The following is a 16488-nucleotide window of genomic DNA, read 5'->3' as shown; positions in this document are numbered from 1 at the left end:
AACGTCATCGACCGGTGACGAGGAACAACAGGTAACGGCGGAGAGAGAGGCCACGCCCGGTCCGGCGCGCGAGGGTCAGTGCGGCGTCGACAGCGGCGCGGTCGTCCCGCAGCAGGGCGAGTTGGGCGCGTCGCTGACTCATCTCGGCCCTGGCGCGCGCGTCGTCGGCACGGGCCGCCTGCTGAGCGTCCATGACGGCACGCTGTTCGGTGGTGATGCGCGTCCGCAAGCGGTCCCGATGTGTCTGGGCATCCGTCTGGGCCCTCTTGCGTTCGCTGTGGAGGCGGCTGCGCTCGGCTGCGGTCTGTGCTGCCAGACTGTTTAGCTCGGCGGGCGAGAGCTTGACCGGCGCGGACCGACGCGCCCGGTTCTCGATATCCTTGCGCCAACTCTCCAGTGTTCGGGCGCGCTTCTCGCCGATGCTCGGGACTTTGACCTGGCGGCCGTTCGCCAGGACGAACATGGCAGTCACATTGCCGTACCCGCCGCCCGTGACGTAGTGGACCGCGGTGAAGTCAGCGGCGGTCCTGATACCCGCGCCGATGAGCGCGCTGGTCGTCCCGGCACCAAGATTCGAGAGCTTCGCGGTCTCGCCGATGGGAGTGCGCCGGAGCTGGTCCTGGATGTGGCTCCGCTGAAGCGGCGCGAGTGCCCTGTCACGTCGCTCCTGCTCCCGGCGGGGCAGCGCAGCGAGTTCACCGTCGATGGCGGCGAGCCGCTGGTTCAGCGTGATGGTGACGCGCGCGCCTTCGTCGTTCTGCTCGGCCTGCAGTTGTCGAATGCGAGCGGAGCCTTTCGCCTCCCGGTCCTGGATGTGCCGGTCGAGTGCCTGGGCTTCCTGGTCGAGACTCGCCAGCGCCTTCTCCGGGTGCCCGATCGTCTGGGAGCGACGGCGCAGATCGCGTCGAAGCAGGCGTAGTGCCCGTACCTCGGACCGTGTGCGGCGGCTTGCACCGCCCGCTCCGAAGGCGGCAAGCATCGCTCCCCCTTGCGCGGTGGGGTAGGCCGAGGCAGCGAGGAGGGAGCTTACCGTGAGCAGCGTCGGAGCGAGGACCAACAACGTCATGCAGCAGGCGAGGACGACATCAGCCCTCCTGCGGCGCTGAAAGCCCGAACCCGCCGATGCCGATGCCCCAGAAGACGCGGATACGGAGACGGAGGCGGTCGGCGGCGCAGGGACGGTCGAGGGCAGATGACCGGTCAGCCACGAGGGGTACGAGCCGGAGTTGGACGGGGCCGAAGGATGCGGAATCGAGCCGGAGTGCACGGACGGGCGCGCCCGGGGCGGAGCCGCAGGCCCGGAGAACATGCCTGGCGGCAGAGTAGGAAGTTCAGACAACGGCTGCGCGGATAGGTCCCTCATACGGCCGGCCAGGTCGCGCAGCCGCGGATCGGGATGGCTCAGCAGCGTCCCAAAGCGGAACGACGCGGCCGGCGCCCGGAAGTCGTCTTCCGTCAGGAGCAGGAACTCGCCTCCAGATTCGTGGAGTTGGTCCCACAGCATTGGATCGGCGGACAGAGCGGCCAACGAGACGTAGATGACCCACGCCGAGAACCGGTCCAGGCCGGGACCGAAGTCGGTGTCCGAACGCTGCGGCGACTGGTAGTTGCGGTGACCCATCTCTGTGGCCCGGTAACCCGCCAGGGCGGGGACGAACATGCCGTCGTAGTCGACGAGCCGGAAGGTGCCGTCCCGGGCGACGAGGAGGTTGCCGTGCTGAAGATCTCCGTGGGCGACTCCCGTGGCGGCCAGGTCCGCGGTCAGCGCGGCAAAGCGGTCCGCGAGTGCACCGAGCGCAGCAGGGTCGGCACGGTGGTCCTCGATCCAGCGGATCAGGCTGTTCCCCTCCGCCCACTCCATCTTGAGCAGGGGATACCACTGACCGGCGACCAGGACGCCCTGTGGCTGATACTCGAAGCCGATGTTCCATGGCTGGGACAGCGCCGCGCGGTCCAGTGCGGCCAGATGGCGGCTGATCGCGTCGTAGCGCGACTCCTGGGCGGCGACGTCCTGGGTGAAGCACTTGACGGCGTAGCGGTGCCCCGAGCGCGAGGTGACCGAGAAGACGCTGGCGAAGTTCCCGGAGATGGGCTTGGGGCCGAGCACGGGATCGCGGCCGACCGTGCCACTTTTGAGCTCGGGTTCCCTGAAGCACACAGCGGTGTTCTGCAGTGCCTCTACGTACTCCCCGCCAGTGGGGAACCTGCGGATGCTCCCTACTCCTGGGCCAGTTCGCCCATTCGGATCACTCGCCGTCGCGGCCATCGGCATCACCGGGCCCTTCGTCCCGGACGACGATCTGCACCAGGGCGACATCGTCATTGCGCATCGACCCGTTCTCGCGTCGCTCACGAATCCATGCCGCGAACGTCGACTGCCCTTCCGCGGTCGCTGTTTGGAGTTCAAGCCACGGACGGGACCGGTTCTCGCAGCCCCGGAGGAACCATGCGGCCAGGGCGTCGGTCGCCAGCAGGAGTTCGTCTCCCGCACGCAAGCAGCCGCGGGCGTACGACAGGCGGTCCGCGATGAGGTCGACGTCGTGGTTTCGGCTGCCGAGGAGTTGTGGATTGAGCCCGAACTCCGCCGACCCGGTGAGGGGGAAGGACGTGGCCTCGTCACCGGAGACGTGGAACAGACAGCTGTCCCCGAGCGCGACAGCCGTGTAGGTCCAGGCACCGCCCTGCGCCACAAGTTGCGGCTCGTCCAGAGTCGCGGGTGACGGCGGTTGGACGCGCACGGCGACGAGTGTCGCGTAGGCGCCCTTCTCAAGTCCCGGCTGCTCGTACCACTGCAAGGGACGCCCGTCGGCCTCCCGGCGGGCGCTGTAGTCCTTGATCCGATCGTCCCACGGCTCGACGGCTCGGCGCACCAACTCAGATGACAGCGGGTGGCGTTCGTCGAATATCTCCGGGTACAAGAAACCCACATCTGCCGTCTCGCTCACCAGCGATCTGGCCCACCGCGAGGCCAGCATGCTCTCCGACGCACCGTCGGCGACGGCGGCGCAGAGTGCTGTGTCCACGGCGTCGTCGGCGTCCAGACTCGGGCGCACCTCGATCGCGTCCTCGCATTCGAGGTCAGAACTTCCCTGCTTCGGAACCAGGAGCCGGTTCACGAAGAGTCTGGGCGCCAACCCCGTCACCGCAGTTCGGTGGCTCGGGTCCCGATGTCCAGGAACTCCACGACCGAGGTGATGTCAGCGTTGTAGACGAAGCCACGGGTGCTCTCCGAGACGCGGTGACCCTGCGAGGCCGCATAGGAACGCATGTGGCTCGGCAGGACGCTGGACATCCCGAAGAGCGTCTGTGCATACGTGTCGGGGAGACCAGCCTCAGTGTCGGGGAATGTGACCGGAGAACCACCGCCGGCGGAGACGTGCAGATTGAACAGGAGCACCGTGCCGTCCGCTGTCGCGTGCGACGCAATGGATATCGCCGCGCTCGTCGGATCGCCGTCGGTCGACTCGCCGTCGGTGAGGTTCAGCACAATCGGCGGGAACCCGCCGGGGTGCTCCTCGATCCACCGGGCCACCAAGGAACCCGCGTATCCCAGCGCACGGGTCATCGGGGTGCCGCCCTGGGCCACCGGATCCATCCACACCGGGAAGCTGATACTGGTCTCCACCAACCCGCCGGCGCCATCCGGGATCTTCTTCGACCGGTTCTCGACCCGAGCCGGATTGTTAGCCACCTCGCTCAGCGGGACGAGGTCGCGGCCGGCCAGCGCGCCTCCGAACGCGGAACCGACCGAATGCCCGTAACCGACGACGGCGACGTGGAAGTAGTCCCTGACGCCTTCCTCCTTCGCGCACTTGACCGAGACTTCGGTCAACAGCCGGTTGATCGCGTCCGCAACGACATCTGCCTTCTTTTGGGCGCTCTCACCGCCGATCGCGTCGCTCATGGAGGTCGACTGGTCGACCAGGAAAATGAAACATCCCGGATTGGTGCGGCTGATCTCTGCGGAGTACGACATAACGGAGACCTGAGCTTCTACTTCGGGTACGCCGACGGGTGCTCACGCCACGCTGGACAGGCCCCCCTTGTGGGGACCGATGCTAGCCGGTCCCGACGTACCTGGTGGGGGTTCACTGTGGATTGCGCCATGATCATCGGAGGCGGAGGACTGTCGTCGTCCAGTCGGCTAACACGTCTGGGATGGACGGAAGCGGCACCGGTGGTGACACGGCCACAGGTAGGCCGCTACCGCTGACCTGAGGGCACGGGGATCAGAGTGATGCTCTGTGGTGAGTCCGCGACTGCGCTCGTGTCGGCCTCACCGGAGAGCTGTTCTTCTTCCACACGGCCAATCCGCTCTAGTACTGCAACGGTCTTTGTCGTGACGGGTGGGCAGGTCGGTCGTTGGGGTTGTCGTGGGTGGGGTTCTTGCTGAGGTCAGTTCGTGGGCTGGTGAGTTGAGTGCGGTGCACGAGCGTTTCGTGCACCGGTTCAACAGGTCGGAGCCGCGGGAGTCGGCGCTTGCCTATATGCGAGGGCTGATAGCGCCGCTGGAGCGGAAGAACGGCTGGACGCTGGCGGAGGAGGCCGGCCATACCGGGCCGGACCGGATCCACCGCTTGCTGAACCGGATCGAGTGGGACGCTGACGACGTCCTGGACGATGTGCGTGACTACGTCCTGGAGCACCTCGGTGACCCCGGTGCGGTGCTGATCGTGGACGACACCGGGTTCTTGAAGAAGGGCATCCGGTCGGCCGGGGTGCAGCGGCAGTACTCCGGCACGGCGGGCCGCACCGAGAACTGTCAGGTCGGTGTCTTCCTCGCCTACGCCGCCCCGCTCGGCCGCACACTGATCGACCGCCGTCTGTATCTGCCCACGTCATGGACCGACGACCGGCAGCGGTGCCGGGACTCGGGCATCGGCGACGAGGTCGGCTTCGCCACGAAGATCGCCATCGCCAAAGCCATGGTCCGCCGCGCGATCACCGACAAGATCCCGTTCCGGTGGGTGACTGCGGACGCCGGCTACGGCTACAGCAAGGGCTGGCGCTTCGAACTGGAACAGGCGGATGTCTTCCACGTCATGGCCACCACCCGGCACGACACCGTCGTCACCCACCACGCCATCGACCACCCTGTCCAGGAGCTGTTCCCCGGCCTGACGAGGCAGAAGTGGCAGCGCCGCTCGTGCGGGACCGGCGTCCACGGGCCCCGCGTCTACGACTGGGCCCGGGTCGAAGTCCGCCCATGGCACCGGCCCGACCGACAGCACTGGGTGATCGCGCGGCGCAGCATCGCCCGGCCGCAGGAGATCTCCTACTACATCGCCTACTGCCCCGCCGGCACCACGCTGGACGAGCTGATCCGCGTCGCGGGCAGCCGCTGGGCGGTCGAGGAGTGCTTCCAGACCGCCAAGGGCGAATGCGGCCTGGACGACTACCAAGTCCGCCGCTACGACGGCTGGCACCGCCACACCACCTTGGCGATGGCAGCCCACGCCTGCCTGACCGTCCTGCGCCCGCCAGCTGGATGCCGGGAAAGCAGAAACGGATCCTCCCAGCTCATCCACCTCAGCCTCGCCGAGATCAGACGCCTGATCCACCGCCTCATCAACCGCCGGCCCGCACCCGCCGAGCACGTCCTGCACTGGTCGACCTGACGCCGAAGACGACAACACCAAGCCCGCACCAGCCACTACAAACGACGAGGCCACACCCCACCAACACCTGCCCACCCGTCACGACAAAGACCGTTGCAGTACTAGTCGACCTGTCAGCTACGAGCAGCCCGGTCAGCCCGGAGAAGGGCAGTGGTCCGGCCGGGAGGTGAAAGCAGCCAGTTGTGACGGCATGCATCGCCTCGACAAGCGTCAGTGCAAGGCGGCCTACGTTCAGGCGGCCACCGTGTTCGATCTTCCTTGGGACCGGTCCGCAGAAACCCGACACGTAGCGCAGTTCAACGTGGACACATCGATGCCAGACGAGTAGACGAGCACGGGAGGCTCCCGGTGCGACAGGCGATCTTGGTCGTGAACCCGCCTACCAGGACACTCTTGACGTTCGAACACCGCCCATCACCCCAGTACCCCGTCCATCTGGTCAGGACGGAATAGCTCACTGGCTCAGGGCGACCACGCAATATCGTGCCGGGTCATCTCCGGCTCGCCAGAGGACCAGTAACCCCTGACAAGCAAGGGTGCTCCCGCAACCGCTGCCCGTAGCGCGCCAGCCTCTGGTTTCACAGACTGTCACACTCGTCCCACCGCACCCAGATTGGTCGCTCTCACACGACAAGTGCTGGCGAACGGTCTATCATCCAAGATGCGGATCGTAGAGCAGTGTCTTTGCACACTTTGGCTCACAAACGAGGGTTTGTGAGATCTTGATCAACGCTGATCACTCGAAGGGAAATCCCTTATGAGCAAGGTTGAATCGGCCGACGACGTGGCAGCCCCAGCACCTGTGGCCCCATCGTTGGAGATGAACAGCGTCGCCCTACAGCGTTTGATCGAGGAGGTCCGGACGAGCGAACCAGTGGCGACCGCCAATTACAACCGGACCCATAATCGCCACAACCGTTAGAGGTCAGTCCTGAATCGGCAGATTGATACCGTACTGATCAAGACGGCTAGTCGGTGCAACCTGGACTGCAACTACTGCTACGTCTACAACCTCGGTGACGATGGATGGAAGAGCCAGCCTCGCCGTATGACAGATGCGGTGATGAGTGCTGTCATTGATCAGTTGGGCGGGCTAAGTCAGTCGCAGACGCACCCGCTGAGCGTAGTACTGCACGGGGGCGAGCCGCTCCTACTCGGCATCGGCGCAACTGAACGTTTCGTCGAAGGTCTCAAGTCGGGTCTGCGTGAAGATGCCGGTCTACACATCCAGACCAATGGCGTTCTGTTAACAGACGAGTTCATTGACGTCTTCGATCGCTACGACGTGGGAATCTCGATCAGCCTGGATGGTCCGGCCGAGATACATGACCAAAATCGTCGGGACCGACACGGTGACGGTTCACACGAGCGCGTGGTGGCCGGCGTTGCTCGACTCGTCGCACACCCGGCGCGAGACCGACTGTTCAGTGGATTGCTCGCGGTTGTCGATCCGACGTCAGACCCTGTCAACGTGTATGAATTCCTGAAGGCCACCGGCGCGCCATCATTCGACTTCCTCTATCGAGACGGAAACCACGAGGTCCTCCCTCCAGGAAAGAGTCAGACGGACTCGACCGAATACGGCGACTGGATGGTGCGCCTACTCGACCACTACCTCGCGGACCTGACCCCGCCCCGAATCCGCGTACTCGATGATCTCATCCGTCTCATCCTTGGCGGCCGAGGTCGCAAGGAGGGTGTCGGGCAAGAGGAGTACGGCATTCTTGTAATTGACACCGACGGTCGCATAACTCGCAACGATACACTGAAGGTAGCTTACCCCGGCGCTGATCGCTTTCAACTTGAGCGTTCAATCATCAATCGGGATCTCCTTAACCAGCTCACCGGCCCAGAATTTGACGAGTACTTCGCCCTCCAGTATCCGACGTCCCCGGCGTGCGCAACCTGCCCCGAACTGGCGGTATGCGGCGGAGGAATGCCTGCTCATCGCTGGTCTACCAAGAATGGCTACTCCAACCCGACCATCTTCTGCAGCGACCAGCTCACACTGATCTCGGCGGTCAGAGGCCGTCTCTCCATCGCCGCCAAGTAAATGACCGACACGAGGGATCGTCGTGACGACCAACTCTCCGCCTGAACAAGGCGCATTGCCGGCATCCGATATGACGGCATGGCCGCGGCCAGACCTGGGTAGCCCCGAAGTGGCCGCAACTCCTTTTCGGTACGCGACTTTGATTGAGTGCTTCACACCGCAGATCGGTGAGCACGTCCTCGAGTGGTTTGAGCGCGACGCGCCGTGGATCGCGAAGCGGACCGACTTCTACGAGCAGTACGAGTTCAGCTGCTGGGACAGCACATCGCCGGCAGCTTCCTACCTGACCAGACCCGACATCCTCGATGCTGTCGGCACCGCGATGACAGGAATGTTCGGATGCGAGTTTGAGCCGGACGTCAACGTCGTGTGCCACAAGCTCGTGCGCGGGCATCGAATCGGCATACACAACGACCATCTCATCGGGGAAGAGTCGCACCGACTAACCATCCAACTGAACCGTGGTCTCGCTGACACCGATGGCGGCTTTTTGATGCTCTTCAGCTCCGGCGACCCCGCCGATGTCCACCGTGTGCTGCGTCCGGAACACCTGAGCGCACTTGCGTTTGAGATTTCGCCCGACTCCTTTCACGCGGTTTCCAAGATGCATGGAGGAGCGCGATACACGGTCATTTACTCGCTTCGAGCTCGATGTGATTAGCTCACTCAGTCTGCGCCTGGGCAAGGAGGATCGGCTTTGGTTCCCTGGTCTGACGGCCGAACTGGTAGCGGACTTCATATCGCGCAATCAAGTGAAGCCAAGTCTCGTCGAACAATATGGGACGTCTCGCTGGTTGGCGGGCGATAAAATTCCTCCCGCGCCCGACGGCGGTGGAATTCACATCGGGTCTCACGTAGCGAAGATCGAGTACCTGTCGAGCGAGACAGCAGCAGAATTCGCCGGGCTGCACTTTGCTGACAGTCGTGATCCGGAGATGCGTGAGCGGATCCAAGCGGCGGCCGACGTGCTTACACACGTCCCGGGCATGGCCGAAAGCATCGGCTCGGTCGTGAAGGCAATTCATCCACTTCAATGCCTGAGGGGCTACGACGTCAGCCACAGCACGCCCGAGCTGCCATTCTCAATTTTTGTCTCGATACCGGAGAAGGACGAGCGAGATGCATCGCTAAGGCTGGCCGAGTCACTCATCCATGAATCGATGCACCTCCAACTCACTCTAGTAGACATAATCGAGCCTCTAGCCGTAGATGATCGCGCAAACGGCTACTCGCCGTGGAAGAATGAAATTCGACCCGTCACCGGACTTCTGCATGGCCTCTACGTCTTTGCCGTCATCCACCAGACGTTCGGCATTCTGACGGGCATAAGCGGCGAGTGGCGCCAATACTGTCGCAAACGTAGTAGTGAGATCGAAGTTGAGATCGCCTCACTCTCGGAGGCGCCGGAAGGACTTTCCAAAATGGGCATCGATTTGTGGCGTCGCTGCCGTGAGAATATTGCAGCCTGAGTAACAACGGCTAACACAATGAGGTGGATCGGTCCTGGTGGCCGTGCCCGGCCTGCGAGTTGAGCGTTGGGCTGGTCGTGGGAGCCTCGCCGTGGATCGTGTCGGATGAGCTGTGGGAGTGGATCGAGCCGCTGCTGCCGAGGAGGGAGCGGCGGTTCCGGTATCCGGGTCGCAGGCCGGTGCCGGACCGCGAGGTGCTGTGCGGGATCCTGTTCGTGCTGCACACCGGCATCCAGTGGGAGCATCTGCCGCAGGAACTCGGGTTCGGATCCGGGATGACGTGCTGGCGGCGGCTGCGGGACTGGAACGAGGCCGGCGTGTGGCAGGACCTCCACGAAGTGCTGCTCGCCGAACTGAACGCCGCCGCCCGGCTGGACTGGTCCAGAGCCGTGGTCGATTCCTCGCACGTGCGCGCGTTAAAAGGGGGCACCACACGGGCCCCTCGCCGGTCGACCGGGGCAGGCCGGGCTCGAAGCACCACCTGATCACCGACGGCCACGGCACCCCCCTGGCCGTCATCCTCACCGGCGGCAACCGCAACGACGTCACCCAGCTCCTGCCGCTGATCGACGCGATCCCGGCCATTCGCGGCCGGCGCGGGCACCCCCGCCGAAAGCCGAACTCGCTGTTCGCCGACCGCGGCTACGACCACGACATCTACCGCGACCAGGTCCACGCCCGCCGCATCGTGCCGGCCATCGCCCGCCGCGGCACCCGCCACGGAACAGGACTGGGCACGTACAGATGGGTCGTCGAGCGCACCTTCGCCTGGCTCCACGGCTTCAAACGACTCCGCATCCGCTGGGAACGCAGAGCCGACATCCACGAAGCCTTCCTCAAACTCGCCTGCTGCCTCATCACCCTGCGACAGATCAACTCATTGTGTTAGCCGTTGTAAGGCTCCGAAAGTCAACGGCCGTCGCACTTATTCACGCGAGCTCTGCGATCAGAAGGGCTCGGTCTAGTTAGCACGGGAGGCAAGCTGGGGCGCAGGGCTCCCAACCTCGTGATCGCCGTCATCACCAAATAACTGCCCCGTATTCACCACCAACCCGACAAAGCTCGACGGCCTACTCACTGTCGTGCCCATATTCTGGCCCGTCATCAGGCACGGGCGGTGACGCTCGCCCGCCACACCATTTCCGCACCACGCACAGCGGTACACAGCGGTCATCTGCGGCCACCCACGACGCTGGTCTCGCGGGCACTGCACGGTGCCTCGCGCCGCTGAACAACAGGCAGGCTTCGGATCTTGGCGCGTTTCGCAGAGTTGGGGCGGCCGGCCTCCTCTCGGCCGTAGACCCGGCCCGGGCCTCGTCGAGGGCAGCCACCCGATGGTCACAGCGTCCGTCGTCCACCAGCGCTAGTCCGTAGCACCATGAGACACGACGCGCTACACTCAGTTCATGAGATCCATCACCCAGCGCGAGTTCCGCAACGAATCCGCAGCCGTCATGGACGCCGTCGAAGCCGGCGAGACCTTTCACATCACCCGTAACGGCACCGAGGTCGCAGAACTGCGCCCCCTTCACCGCAGGCGTCGCCTGAGCGCCGAAGAACTGGTGGAACGGCACCGCAGACTGCCGCGCGTCGACGCCGCCGGCATGCGAGACGAAGCGGACGAGTTCTTCGGGACCGAGGACCGGGCCGGCGACGACGACCCCTGGCAGCGCAGCCGTGGCTGAGCGCCACCCGGCCGGTGTGCTCGACACCTGCACGTACATCGACCTGGACCTGCTCGACCCGGCGGACCTTCCAGCGGTCCCCGAACTCACCGCCATCACGATGGCCGAGTTGCAGCAAGGGGTCGCCATGGCCAAGGACGCCGCCGTGCGAGCCGCCCGCATGGAAAAACTGGGCGCGGCAGTCGCCGATTTCGACCCCCTCCCGTTCAACGGCGACGCAGCCGCCCGCTACGGCACGCTCGTAGCGCTTGCCATCGCCGCAGGCCGCGATCCCCGCCCCCGGAGGATGGATCTCATGATCGCCGCCATCGCCTCCGTCCAGGGCCTTCCCCTCTACACCCGCAACGCCGACGACTTCAAGGGACTGGGCGGCTCCCTGACCGTCGTCGCCGTCTGACGGACCCGCCATACGCGGTTTGCATGCACCACATCCGCACCACTCACAGCGGTACAAGACGGTCAACCCCGGCCAGTGCTGAAGGCTGCGGCACACCCGCTTGTCAGCACGAAACCGCGCCGACCAGCACCTGTTTCACGACGACTCATGTGATTCCCAAGCTCAGAGCGCGGGTTCGATTCCCGTCACCCGCTCCACAGAAAAGCGCCAGCTCGGCGAGTTGGGGTTCCGTCGTTGCCCGGAACAATTCGCGGACGAATGCCATTGGCCTGCCGTTCCGCGGCGAAAGCTCGTGCGCCTACGCACCGGATGACCGTGATCGGTCGGCTGGCGCCGCGGCGCTCGGATGGACCGCCTGCCGACGCCGGGGCCGATCAGCCGTGCCGCGGAGCATCGCGCCGTCACTTCTCCGTCGTCGACTCCTCGCCGGGGTCGCTGTCGTGGTCCGCCGGGTAGACGTGGACGAAGACGAAGCGTTCGTCGTTGGTGGGCCTGGACCAGTCGTTGGTGTCGGCGCCCGCGCCTATCCCTGGAGCCAGTGACGGCCGGCGGGGGTCCAGCCGACGAGCCGGCGGGCGCCGCCGTGTGCCGGGCCGCCGCCGGGGCCGAAGTCGCCTCCCGCACGCACGAGACGCACTCCCGCCAGAACCGGAGCCAGGCGAACACGGGCATGGTCGGGATACCGCGCCACGTCGTCGTCGAACTGCTCCAGGACGGCGCCGCGCTCGTCGGAAGTGGCCATTGACAGGTAGAACAAGACCTGACGCCAGGCGTAGGCCATGTCTTTGATGGTCGTCAGCGGCCGTGGGTTGCCGTGAATCCGCGCGGCCAGGCGGCAGGTGGTGGCAAACGCCCCGCGAGCCGGCGCCGCCCAGCCGGACGGTGGAGTCACGCCGACCGGACCGGCGAGCAGGGCGAGGTTGTGCGTGGTGAGGATCTGGGCCTGCTCGATCACCGCGCCCCCCTGGGCGACCGACAGCCAGGTCGTCCCCACGACGCCGGCCCGCTCGTGGCACAGCGCCGCGAACTGCGAAGCACCGCTGGGCCCTTTGCCGTCGGCGGCCTCCTGCGCGATGTCGGCGACGGCCGCGCGGTCAATGCCGTAATAGGCCGCGTACAGGGTGCCGTCGAGGAGTTCGGCCGCCATGCGCGCGGCGACGGGGAACTTGGACGTGAAGGTGCCCATGAAGATGTCAGCGGCGAGCTCCTCGGTCCACGGCAGGGTGAGCCCCGCGGTTCGGGTGAGCGTGGCGAGTTCGCTCACCAGAGGGTTGGGCAGGACGGTGCCGGGCCAGCCCAGCAGCGCGAGTTCGCCGAGATCGGCCAGAGTGCGTCGTGCCGTGGCGCGCACCGGGTCGGTGGCCTGCCGGTGCCGTTCGACGGCCCGCACCCAGGGCAACTCCTCGAAGCGGACCTGGTGTTGGAGGTTGACCAGGAGCAGCGAGCGCCGGTTGCGGAACGCCCCGTACGCGGCGGCCATCAGCCTGCGCAGCTGGGGGTCGGGATAGCCGGCGGCGGTCCCCGTCGCGACGAGCTGGGGTACGAGAGCGGCCAGCACTTCCGCGGACGGCACGACGCCGGCCCCGATGAGCGTGGGGACGTCGGCGGCCAGCGCTCGGCGTACCAGTCGGGCGATGGGCTCGGGCACGTCGGCGCTGACGGGCAGGCCCGTGGTCGCGTGTTCGGCGGGGGTGACCGGGACCGTGAAGCTGTCGGCCTGCGAGGTGCCGGTGTCCGCCGGCAGGTCGGCAAGACGCCCGGCGACAAGCTCTGCCAGGGCATGGTGCGTCGGACGGCCGGCGTCCGCGGCCTGGTGGGCGCGCAGCGCGCTGTGTTCGGGCGTGCCGGGTGCCCCGCGGCGGCGCACCATCGACTCGACAGCGTGCTGCACCATTCCGTGGCGCCGGGCGTCCAAGTCCCGTCCGTGGACCAGGTCTTCCAGCGCGGTCCGGAGGATGAACGCGTTCTCCTTCGGACGACGGTGCTTTCCGCACAGGGTGTGCTCGGCGGCAAGTGCGCGGTAGCGCTCCAGCAGGGCGGTCGCCTGCTCCTTCCACTCCGGCGCGGGGGTCCCGGCCAGGACACGGCCGTCTCGTACGGTCTTCAGCCAGTGGTCGAGCAGGTCGTCGGCGAAGGGGTTCCACACGGACAGTGCCTCGTTCATGGCCTCGACGTCGGCGTGCGGGCGACGTTCCCGCAGCCGCTCGCGCACTTCTCCGACCGTCCAGCGGAACACGATGCCGCTGTTCGCCCCCGAGGGCGGGGCGGGTACCCGACGCGGCAGGAATCGCAGGCGATCGGCGAACGGCTCCAGCACGTCGAGGAGTTCCAGCGCAGCCGCGGTCTCCCCGTGGTCGGCGAGCCAGGCAACGGTCAGCAGGGCCGCTTCTTCGGGCAGGTCGATACCGTAGGCGCCCGATGCCAGCAGGTCCGTCAGTTCGGCCAGACCTGCCGTGGTCAGGGCGTACGCGAACAAGGCACGGCGCTCGGCCGGCAGACCGGCGCGGCGCGCGGCCTCGGTTTCGTGCGAAAGCAGCGGCCCGCCCGCGGCCGGGGTGCCGGTGGCGAAGCCGCCGCGGACGACCTCCGGTGTGACCCAGGCGGGCAGGCCGGCAACCGGGGTGCGCGATCCGACGGTCAGCGTGCCGTCGGCCATGCCGGTCAGGATCTTGCGCCAGCGGGCCACCCGGTCCTCGGCGCGGGCCCGCACTCGCGGGTCGTGATGGGTCAGGGCCGTGGTGAATGCCGTGGCCAACTGGCCGAGCGGATAGGGGCGGTGAACGTCGGCAGGTTCCCGACCGGACGGGCCGGACAGGGGTGCGTCGTGGCCGTCGTCGCGGCTGGAGTCGTTGTCCATAGCCAGCGTGGCGGGCTCCGCCCCCGCGCCCTCCGGGTTCAGAGCCCGGTGCTCTTCTGACTGAGCTACACGCCGATGTTCATGGTGAGGCTACTGGCTGGGCATCGGCCCCGGCCAACAGTTTTGTTGCGCCTGAGGGGTGGCTAACCGCTGAGCGGACAGGCCCGACTCCGATCAACTCCACCTCGGAGCGGGAACCCTGCTCCATACTCCCAACTGCAGTTCATGGACGGCCGAGAGACGAAGCCCAGGTCGATTGAGGGCACAACGTAGCGAAACGGATTGGACGGTATGAGCACACCACTCACCCGCCAGATGCTGGAGTCGGTGTTCGCGCCGGAGGAACTGCTCACGGTCCCGCCGGACCTCCTGGGGCAGATACCGAACGCAGACGTGGTGGAAGTGCTGGGCACGTTGGGAATCCCGCGCTGGGAGAACCCGGTGTTCGACGTGGACGTCACGTTCGGCACGCGCTTCGAGACGGTCGCCGACTGGGACTGGACGCTGGAAGGGAACTACCCGAACGTCCCGGCCGGCGCGGACGACTGGATCGGCCTGGCGCTCTCCTTCTACGACAGCCTCGCGTTCGACCCGGTGTCCGGGACGGTCTTCTGCATTCCCCAGGAGGGCGAGATCCACCGGGTGAACAGCAGCCTGCGGGCGTTCGTGCACTTCCATTACGTACTCAAGTCCACCAAGTCTGAATGGGACTTCGCGGGGAGGTCGGCTGACACCGAAACGATCCGACGGCACCTGCTGGACGGGATGACCGACGTGGACCCGACCGCGCTGGAGATCCCCGACTCGTGCTGGCCGCGAGTCATCGACTACCTCGCAGACCCCGACGTGCTGTGACCCCCGAACAGCCCACGCCATGTCACGTGGGCACTTCGAGGCGGCTCGCTCAGCCGACCGTAGACTTCCCGCTGTGGCGTATGAGCTCAACTCCCTACTCAGCCGACTCGTCGGCTTCCGGCTGTACTCGGTGCAGTTCGTCATGGATTACGTCCAACTACGGTTCGACGGCCCGACCGACGAGACGCCCGTCCTCACGTGCGACGTGCTGCCGACCGTCACCCTGGCCGGAGAGAGGTTCTCGCCGGCAGAGGCCAACTGGGCCGGAGCACTACGGGGGTTGATCCCGCAAGACGTGATCGCCACCCGCGAGGAGACCGGCATCGGGATCAAGGTGGACTTCGGCGCCGGTTCCCTCCAGTTGCATCCCAGCAGGGACGAAGTCACCGGTCCGGAGATCGCCATGCTCAACGGTTTCGGAGATCGCTCGTGGATGGTCTGGCGGCCCGGCGAAGATGCCTTTGAAGACCTGTAGACGCGATCGGGCCGTACGGGCAGGCGATCCATCAGTCTCGGAATGCGGCGAAGAGGTCGGAATGCGGCGAAGAGGAACGAGCGGACGGGCCTCGGTGGCGTCAGCCCTTGTCCTTCGAGGGCTTGAGCCGGGACGTGGACCCCGAGCAGCTGACGGCCGCGCAGATCTACCCGCTCCTGTCGAGGCGGTGGTCGCCGACGGCGTCGTACGTGGCCTGGAGTGCCTTGCGCGCACTCGGTAGATCGCGCTGGGCGACGCCGATGAACAGGCAGTCGATGACGGTCAGTTGGGCGATCCTGCTGGCCGTCGCGCCGGATCGGAAGGTGGTCTCGGGTGCCACCGTCGTCAGCAGGTGGTCGCAGACCTCGCGGATCGGCGAGCGGGGGAAGCTCGTCAGGCCCACGGTGGTCGCCCCGTGACCGCGGGCGATGCGCAGCGCCTCCACGGTCTCGGCGGTGGCGCCGGTGTGGGAGAGCCCGATCGCGACGTCGCCCGGGGTGAGCACGGCCGCCGAGGTGAGCATGATGTGGGTGTCGCTCCAGGCGAAGCTCACCCGCCCGATGCGGTGCAGCTTCTGCTGGAGGTCGGCCGCTACGAACGCGTTGGCGCCGACGCCGTAGATGTCGACGCGGCCCGCGTCCGCGACAGCGGCGACCACCCGCCGCAGGGTGGCCACGTCGAGTTGCCGTGCGGTCTCCTCGACCGCGCGGGCGTCGGCGAAGGCGACCTTGCCGACCACCTCGCCGAGGTCGTCGCTCGGCGTGATGTCGCCGCCGAGCCGCCGGTCGTCGCGGACCTCGGCGCGGGCGGTGTCGGCGGCCAGCGCGATCCGCAGATCCGCGTAGCCGCCGACCCCGATCGCCTTGCAGAACCGGATCACCGTGGTCTCGCTGGTGCCTGCGGCCTCGGCGAGCGCGGTGATGCTGCGGCGCGCGACCAGCCCGGGGTTGGCCAGGACGGCCCTGGCCACGCGCTGCTCCGCCGGGGCGAGATCGGGCAGCAGCGACCGGATGCGGACCAGGGGGCTCGCCGTGGACGAACCACTGACGGAATCGGCTGCTACCACGTGGAGAACTTAC

13 protein-coding genes, 1 tRNA gene and 2 pseudogenes are annotated in these 16488 nt (G+C 66.5%); 10 read left to right on the top strand and 6 right to left on the bottom strand.

Features of this window, described 5'->3' with window-relative positions; all coding sequences use genetic code 11:
* Positions 1-4 precede the first annotated feature (4 nt).
* The 3 genes from ACQPW6_RS21455 to ACQPW6_RS21445 all read right to left on the bottom strand — a co-directional run bounded on the left by ACQPW6_RS21455 (position 5) and on the right by ACQPW6_RS21445 (position 3976).
* Complete coding sequence (locus tag ACQPW6_RS21455; RefSeq protein ID WP_433891284.1) at positions 5-2158, bottom strand: hypothetical protein; 2154 nt, start codon at positions 2156-2158, stop codon at positions 5-7.
* Between the two features lie 88 nt (positions 2159-2246).
* The gene (locus tag ACQPW6_RS21450; protein ID WP_433891283.1) at positions 2247-3116 is read right to left on the bottom strand and encodes a hypothetical protein; all 870 of its coding nucleotides are present in this window, start codon (positions 3114-3116) and stop codon (positions 2247-2249) included.
* 23 nt (positions 3117-3139) lie between these two features.
* Positions 3140-3976 (bottom strand): VWA domain-containing protein, encoded by an 837-nt coding sequence (locus ACQPW6_RS21445; RefSeq protein WP_433891282.1) that lies wholly within the window; start codon positions 3974-3976, stop codon positions 3140-3142.
* Positions 3977-4373: 397 nt separating this feature from the next.
* Here ACQPW6_RS21445 and ACQPW6_RS21440 point away from each other — a divergent pair.
* The 8 genes and pseudogenes from ACQPW6_RS21440 to ACQPW6_RS21405 all read left to right on the top strand — a co-directional run bounded on the left by ACQPW6_RS21440 (position 4374) and on the right by ACQPW6_RS21405 (position 11222).
* Positions 4374-5556 (top strand): annotated as a pseudogene (locus ACQPW6_RS21440) (IS701 family transposase).
* 819 nt (positions 5557-6375) lie between these two features.
* The gene (gene yhhA, locus ACQPW6_RS21435) at positions 6376-6540 is read left to right on the top strand and encodes a YhhA family cyclophane-containing RiPP (protein ID WP_433891281.1); all 165 of its coding nucleotides are present in this window, start codon (positions 6376-6378) and stop codon (positions 6538-6540) included.
* A gap of 9 nt (positions 6541-6549) precedes the next feature.
* A complete protein-coding gene (gene yhhB / locus ACQPW6_RS21430; protein ID WP_433894612.1) occupies positions 6550-7671 on the top strand; it encodes a cyclophane-forming radical SAM/SPASM peptide maturase YhhB in 1122 nt (373 codons plus the stop codon).
* A 22-nt stretch (positions 7672-7693) separates the two neighbouring features.
* Positions 7694-8332 carry a cyclophane-containing peptide 2OG-Fe(II) oxygenase YhhC gene (gene yhhC, locus ACQPW6_RS21425; RefSeq protein WP_433891280.1) on the top strand — a complete coding sequence of 213 codons (639 nt, stop codon included), beginning with the start codon at positions 7694-7696 and terminating at the stop codon, positions 8330-8332.
* A complete protein-coding gene (locus ACQPW6_RS21420; protein ID WP_433891279.1) occupies positions 8280-9140 on the top strand; it encodes an aKG-HExxH-type peptide beta-hydroxylase in 861 nt (286 codons plus the stop codon). Before yhhC ends, ACQPW6_RS21420 begins: the two co-directional genes overlap by 53 nt.
* 23 nt (positions 9141-9163) lie before the next feature.
* A pseudogene (locus tag ACQPW6_RS21415) lies at positions 9164-10029 on the top strand (IS5 family transposase).
* 517 nt (positions 10030-10546) lie between these two features.
* The gene (locus ACQPW6_RS21410; RefSeq protein ID WP_433891278.1) at positions 10547-10825 is read left to right on the top strand and encodes a type II toxin-antitoxin system Phd/YefM family antitoxin; all 279 of its coding nucleotides are present in this window, start codon (positions 10547-10549) and stop codon (positions 10823-10825) included.
* Entirely contained in the window at positions 10818-11222 is a 405-nt protein-coding gene (locus ACQPW6_RS21405; protein ID WP_433891277.1) for a type II toxin-antitoxin system VapC family toxin, read from the top strand. Before ACQPW6_RS21410 ends, ACQPW6_RS21405 begins: the two co-directional genes overlap by 8 nt.
* 523 nt (positions 11223-11745) lie before the next feature.
* Here ACQPW6_RS21405 and ACQPW6_RS21400 read toward each other — a convergent pair.
* Positions 11746-14079, bottom strand: coding sequence for a hypothetical protein (locus ACQPW6_RS21400; protein WP_433891276.1), 2334 nt, complete (start codon positions 14077-14079; stop codon positions 11746-11748).
* A 2-nt stretch (positions 14080-14081) separates the two neighbouring features.
* Positions 14082-14154, bottom strand: a tRNA-Gln gene (locus ACQPW6_RS21395).
* A 216-nt stretch (positions 14155-14370) separates the two neighbouring features.
* On the opposite strand from ACQPW6_RS21395, the gene ACQPW6_RS21390 reads away from it, so the two are divergent.
* Positions 14371-14934 carry an SUKH-4 family immunity protein gene (locus ACQPW6_RS21390; protein ID WP_433891275.1) on the top strand — a complete coding sequence of 188 codons (564 nt, stop codon included), beginning with the start codon at positions 14371-14373 and terminating at the stop codon, positions 14932-14934.
* A 73-nt stretch (positions 14935-15007) separates the two neighbouring features.
* Complete coding sequence (locus ACQPW6_RS21385) at positions 15008-15409, top strand: hypothetical protein (RefSeq protein ID WP_433891274.1); 402 nt, start codon at positions 15008-15010, stop codon at positions 15407-15409.
* 166 nt (positions 15410-15575) lie between these two features.
* On the opposite strand, the gene ACQPW6_RS21380 is transcribed toward ACQPW6_RS21385, so the two are convergent.
* Positions 15576-16475, bottom strand: a complete 900-nt coding sequence (locus ACQPW6_RS21380; protein ID WP_433891273.1) for a MurR/RpiR family transcriptional regulator — start codon at positions 16473-16475, stop codon at positions 15576-15578.
* Positions 16476-16488: the final 13 nt, after the last annotated feature.

This window comes from Streptomyces sp. CA-111067 (assembly GCF_050956065.1).
Taxonomy (GTDB): Bacteria; Actinomycetota; Actinomycetes; order Streptomycetales; family Streptomycetaceae; genus Actinacidiphila.
This window is presented reverse-complemented; position numbering and strand designations above follow the sequence as displayed.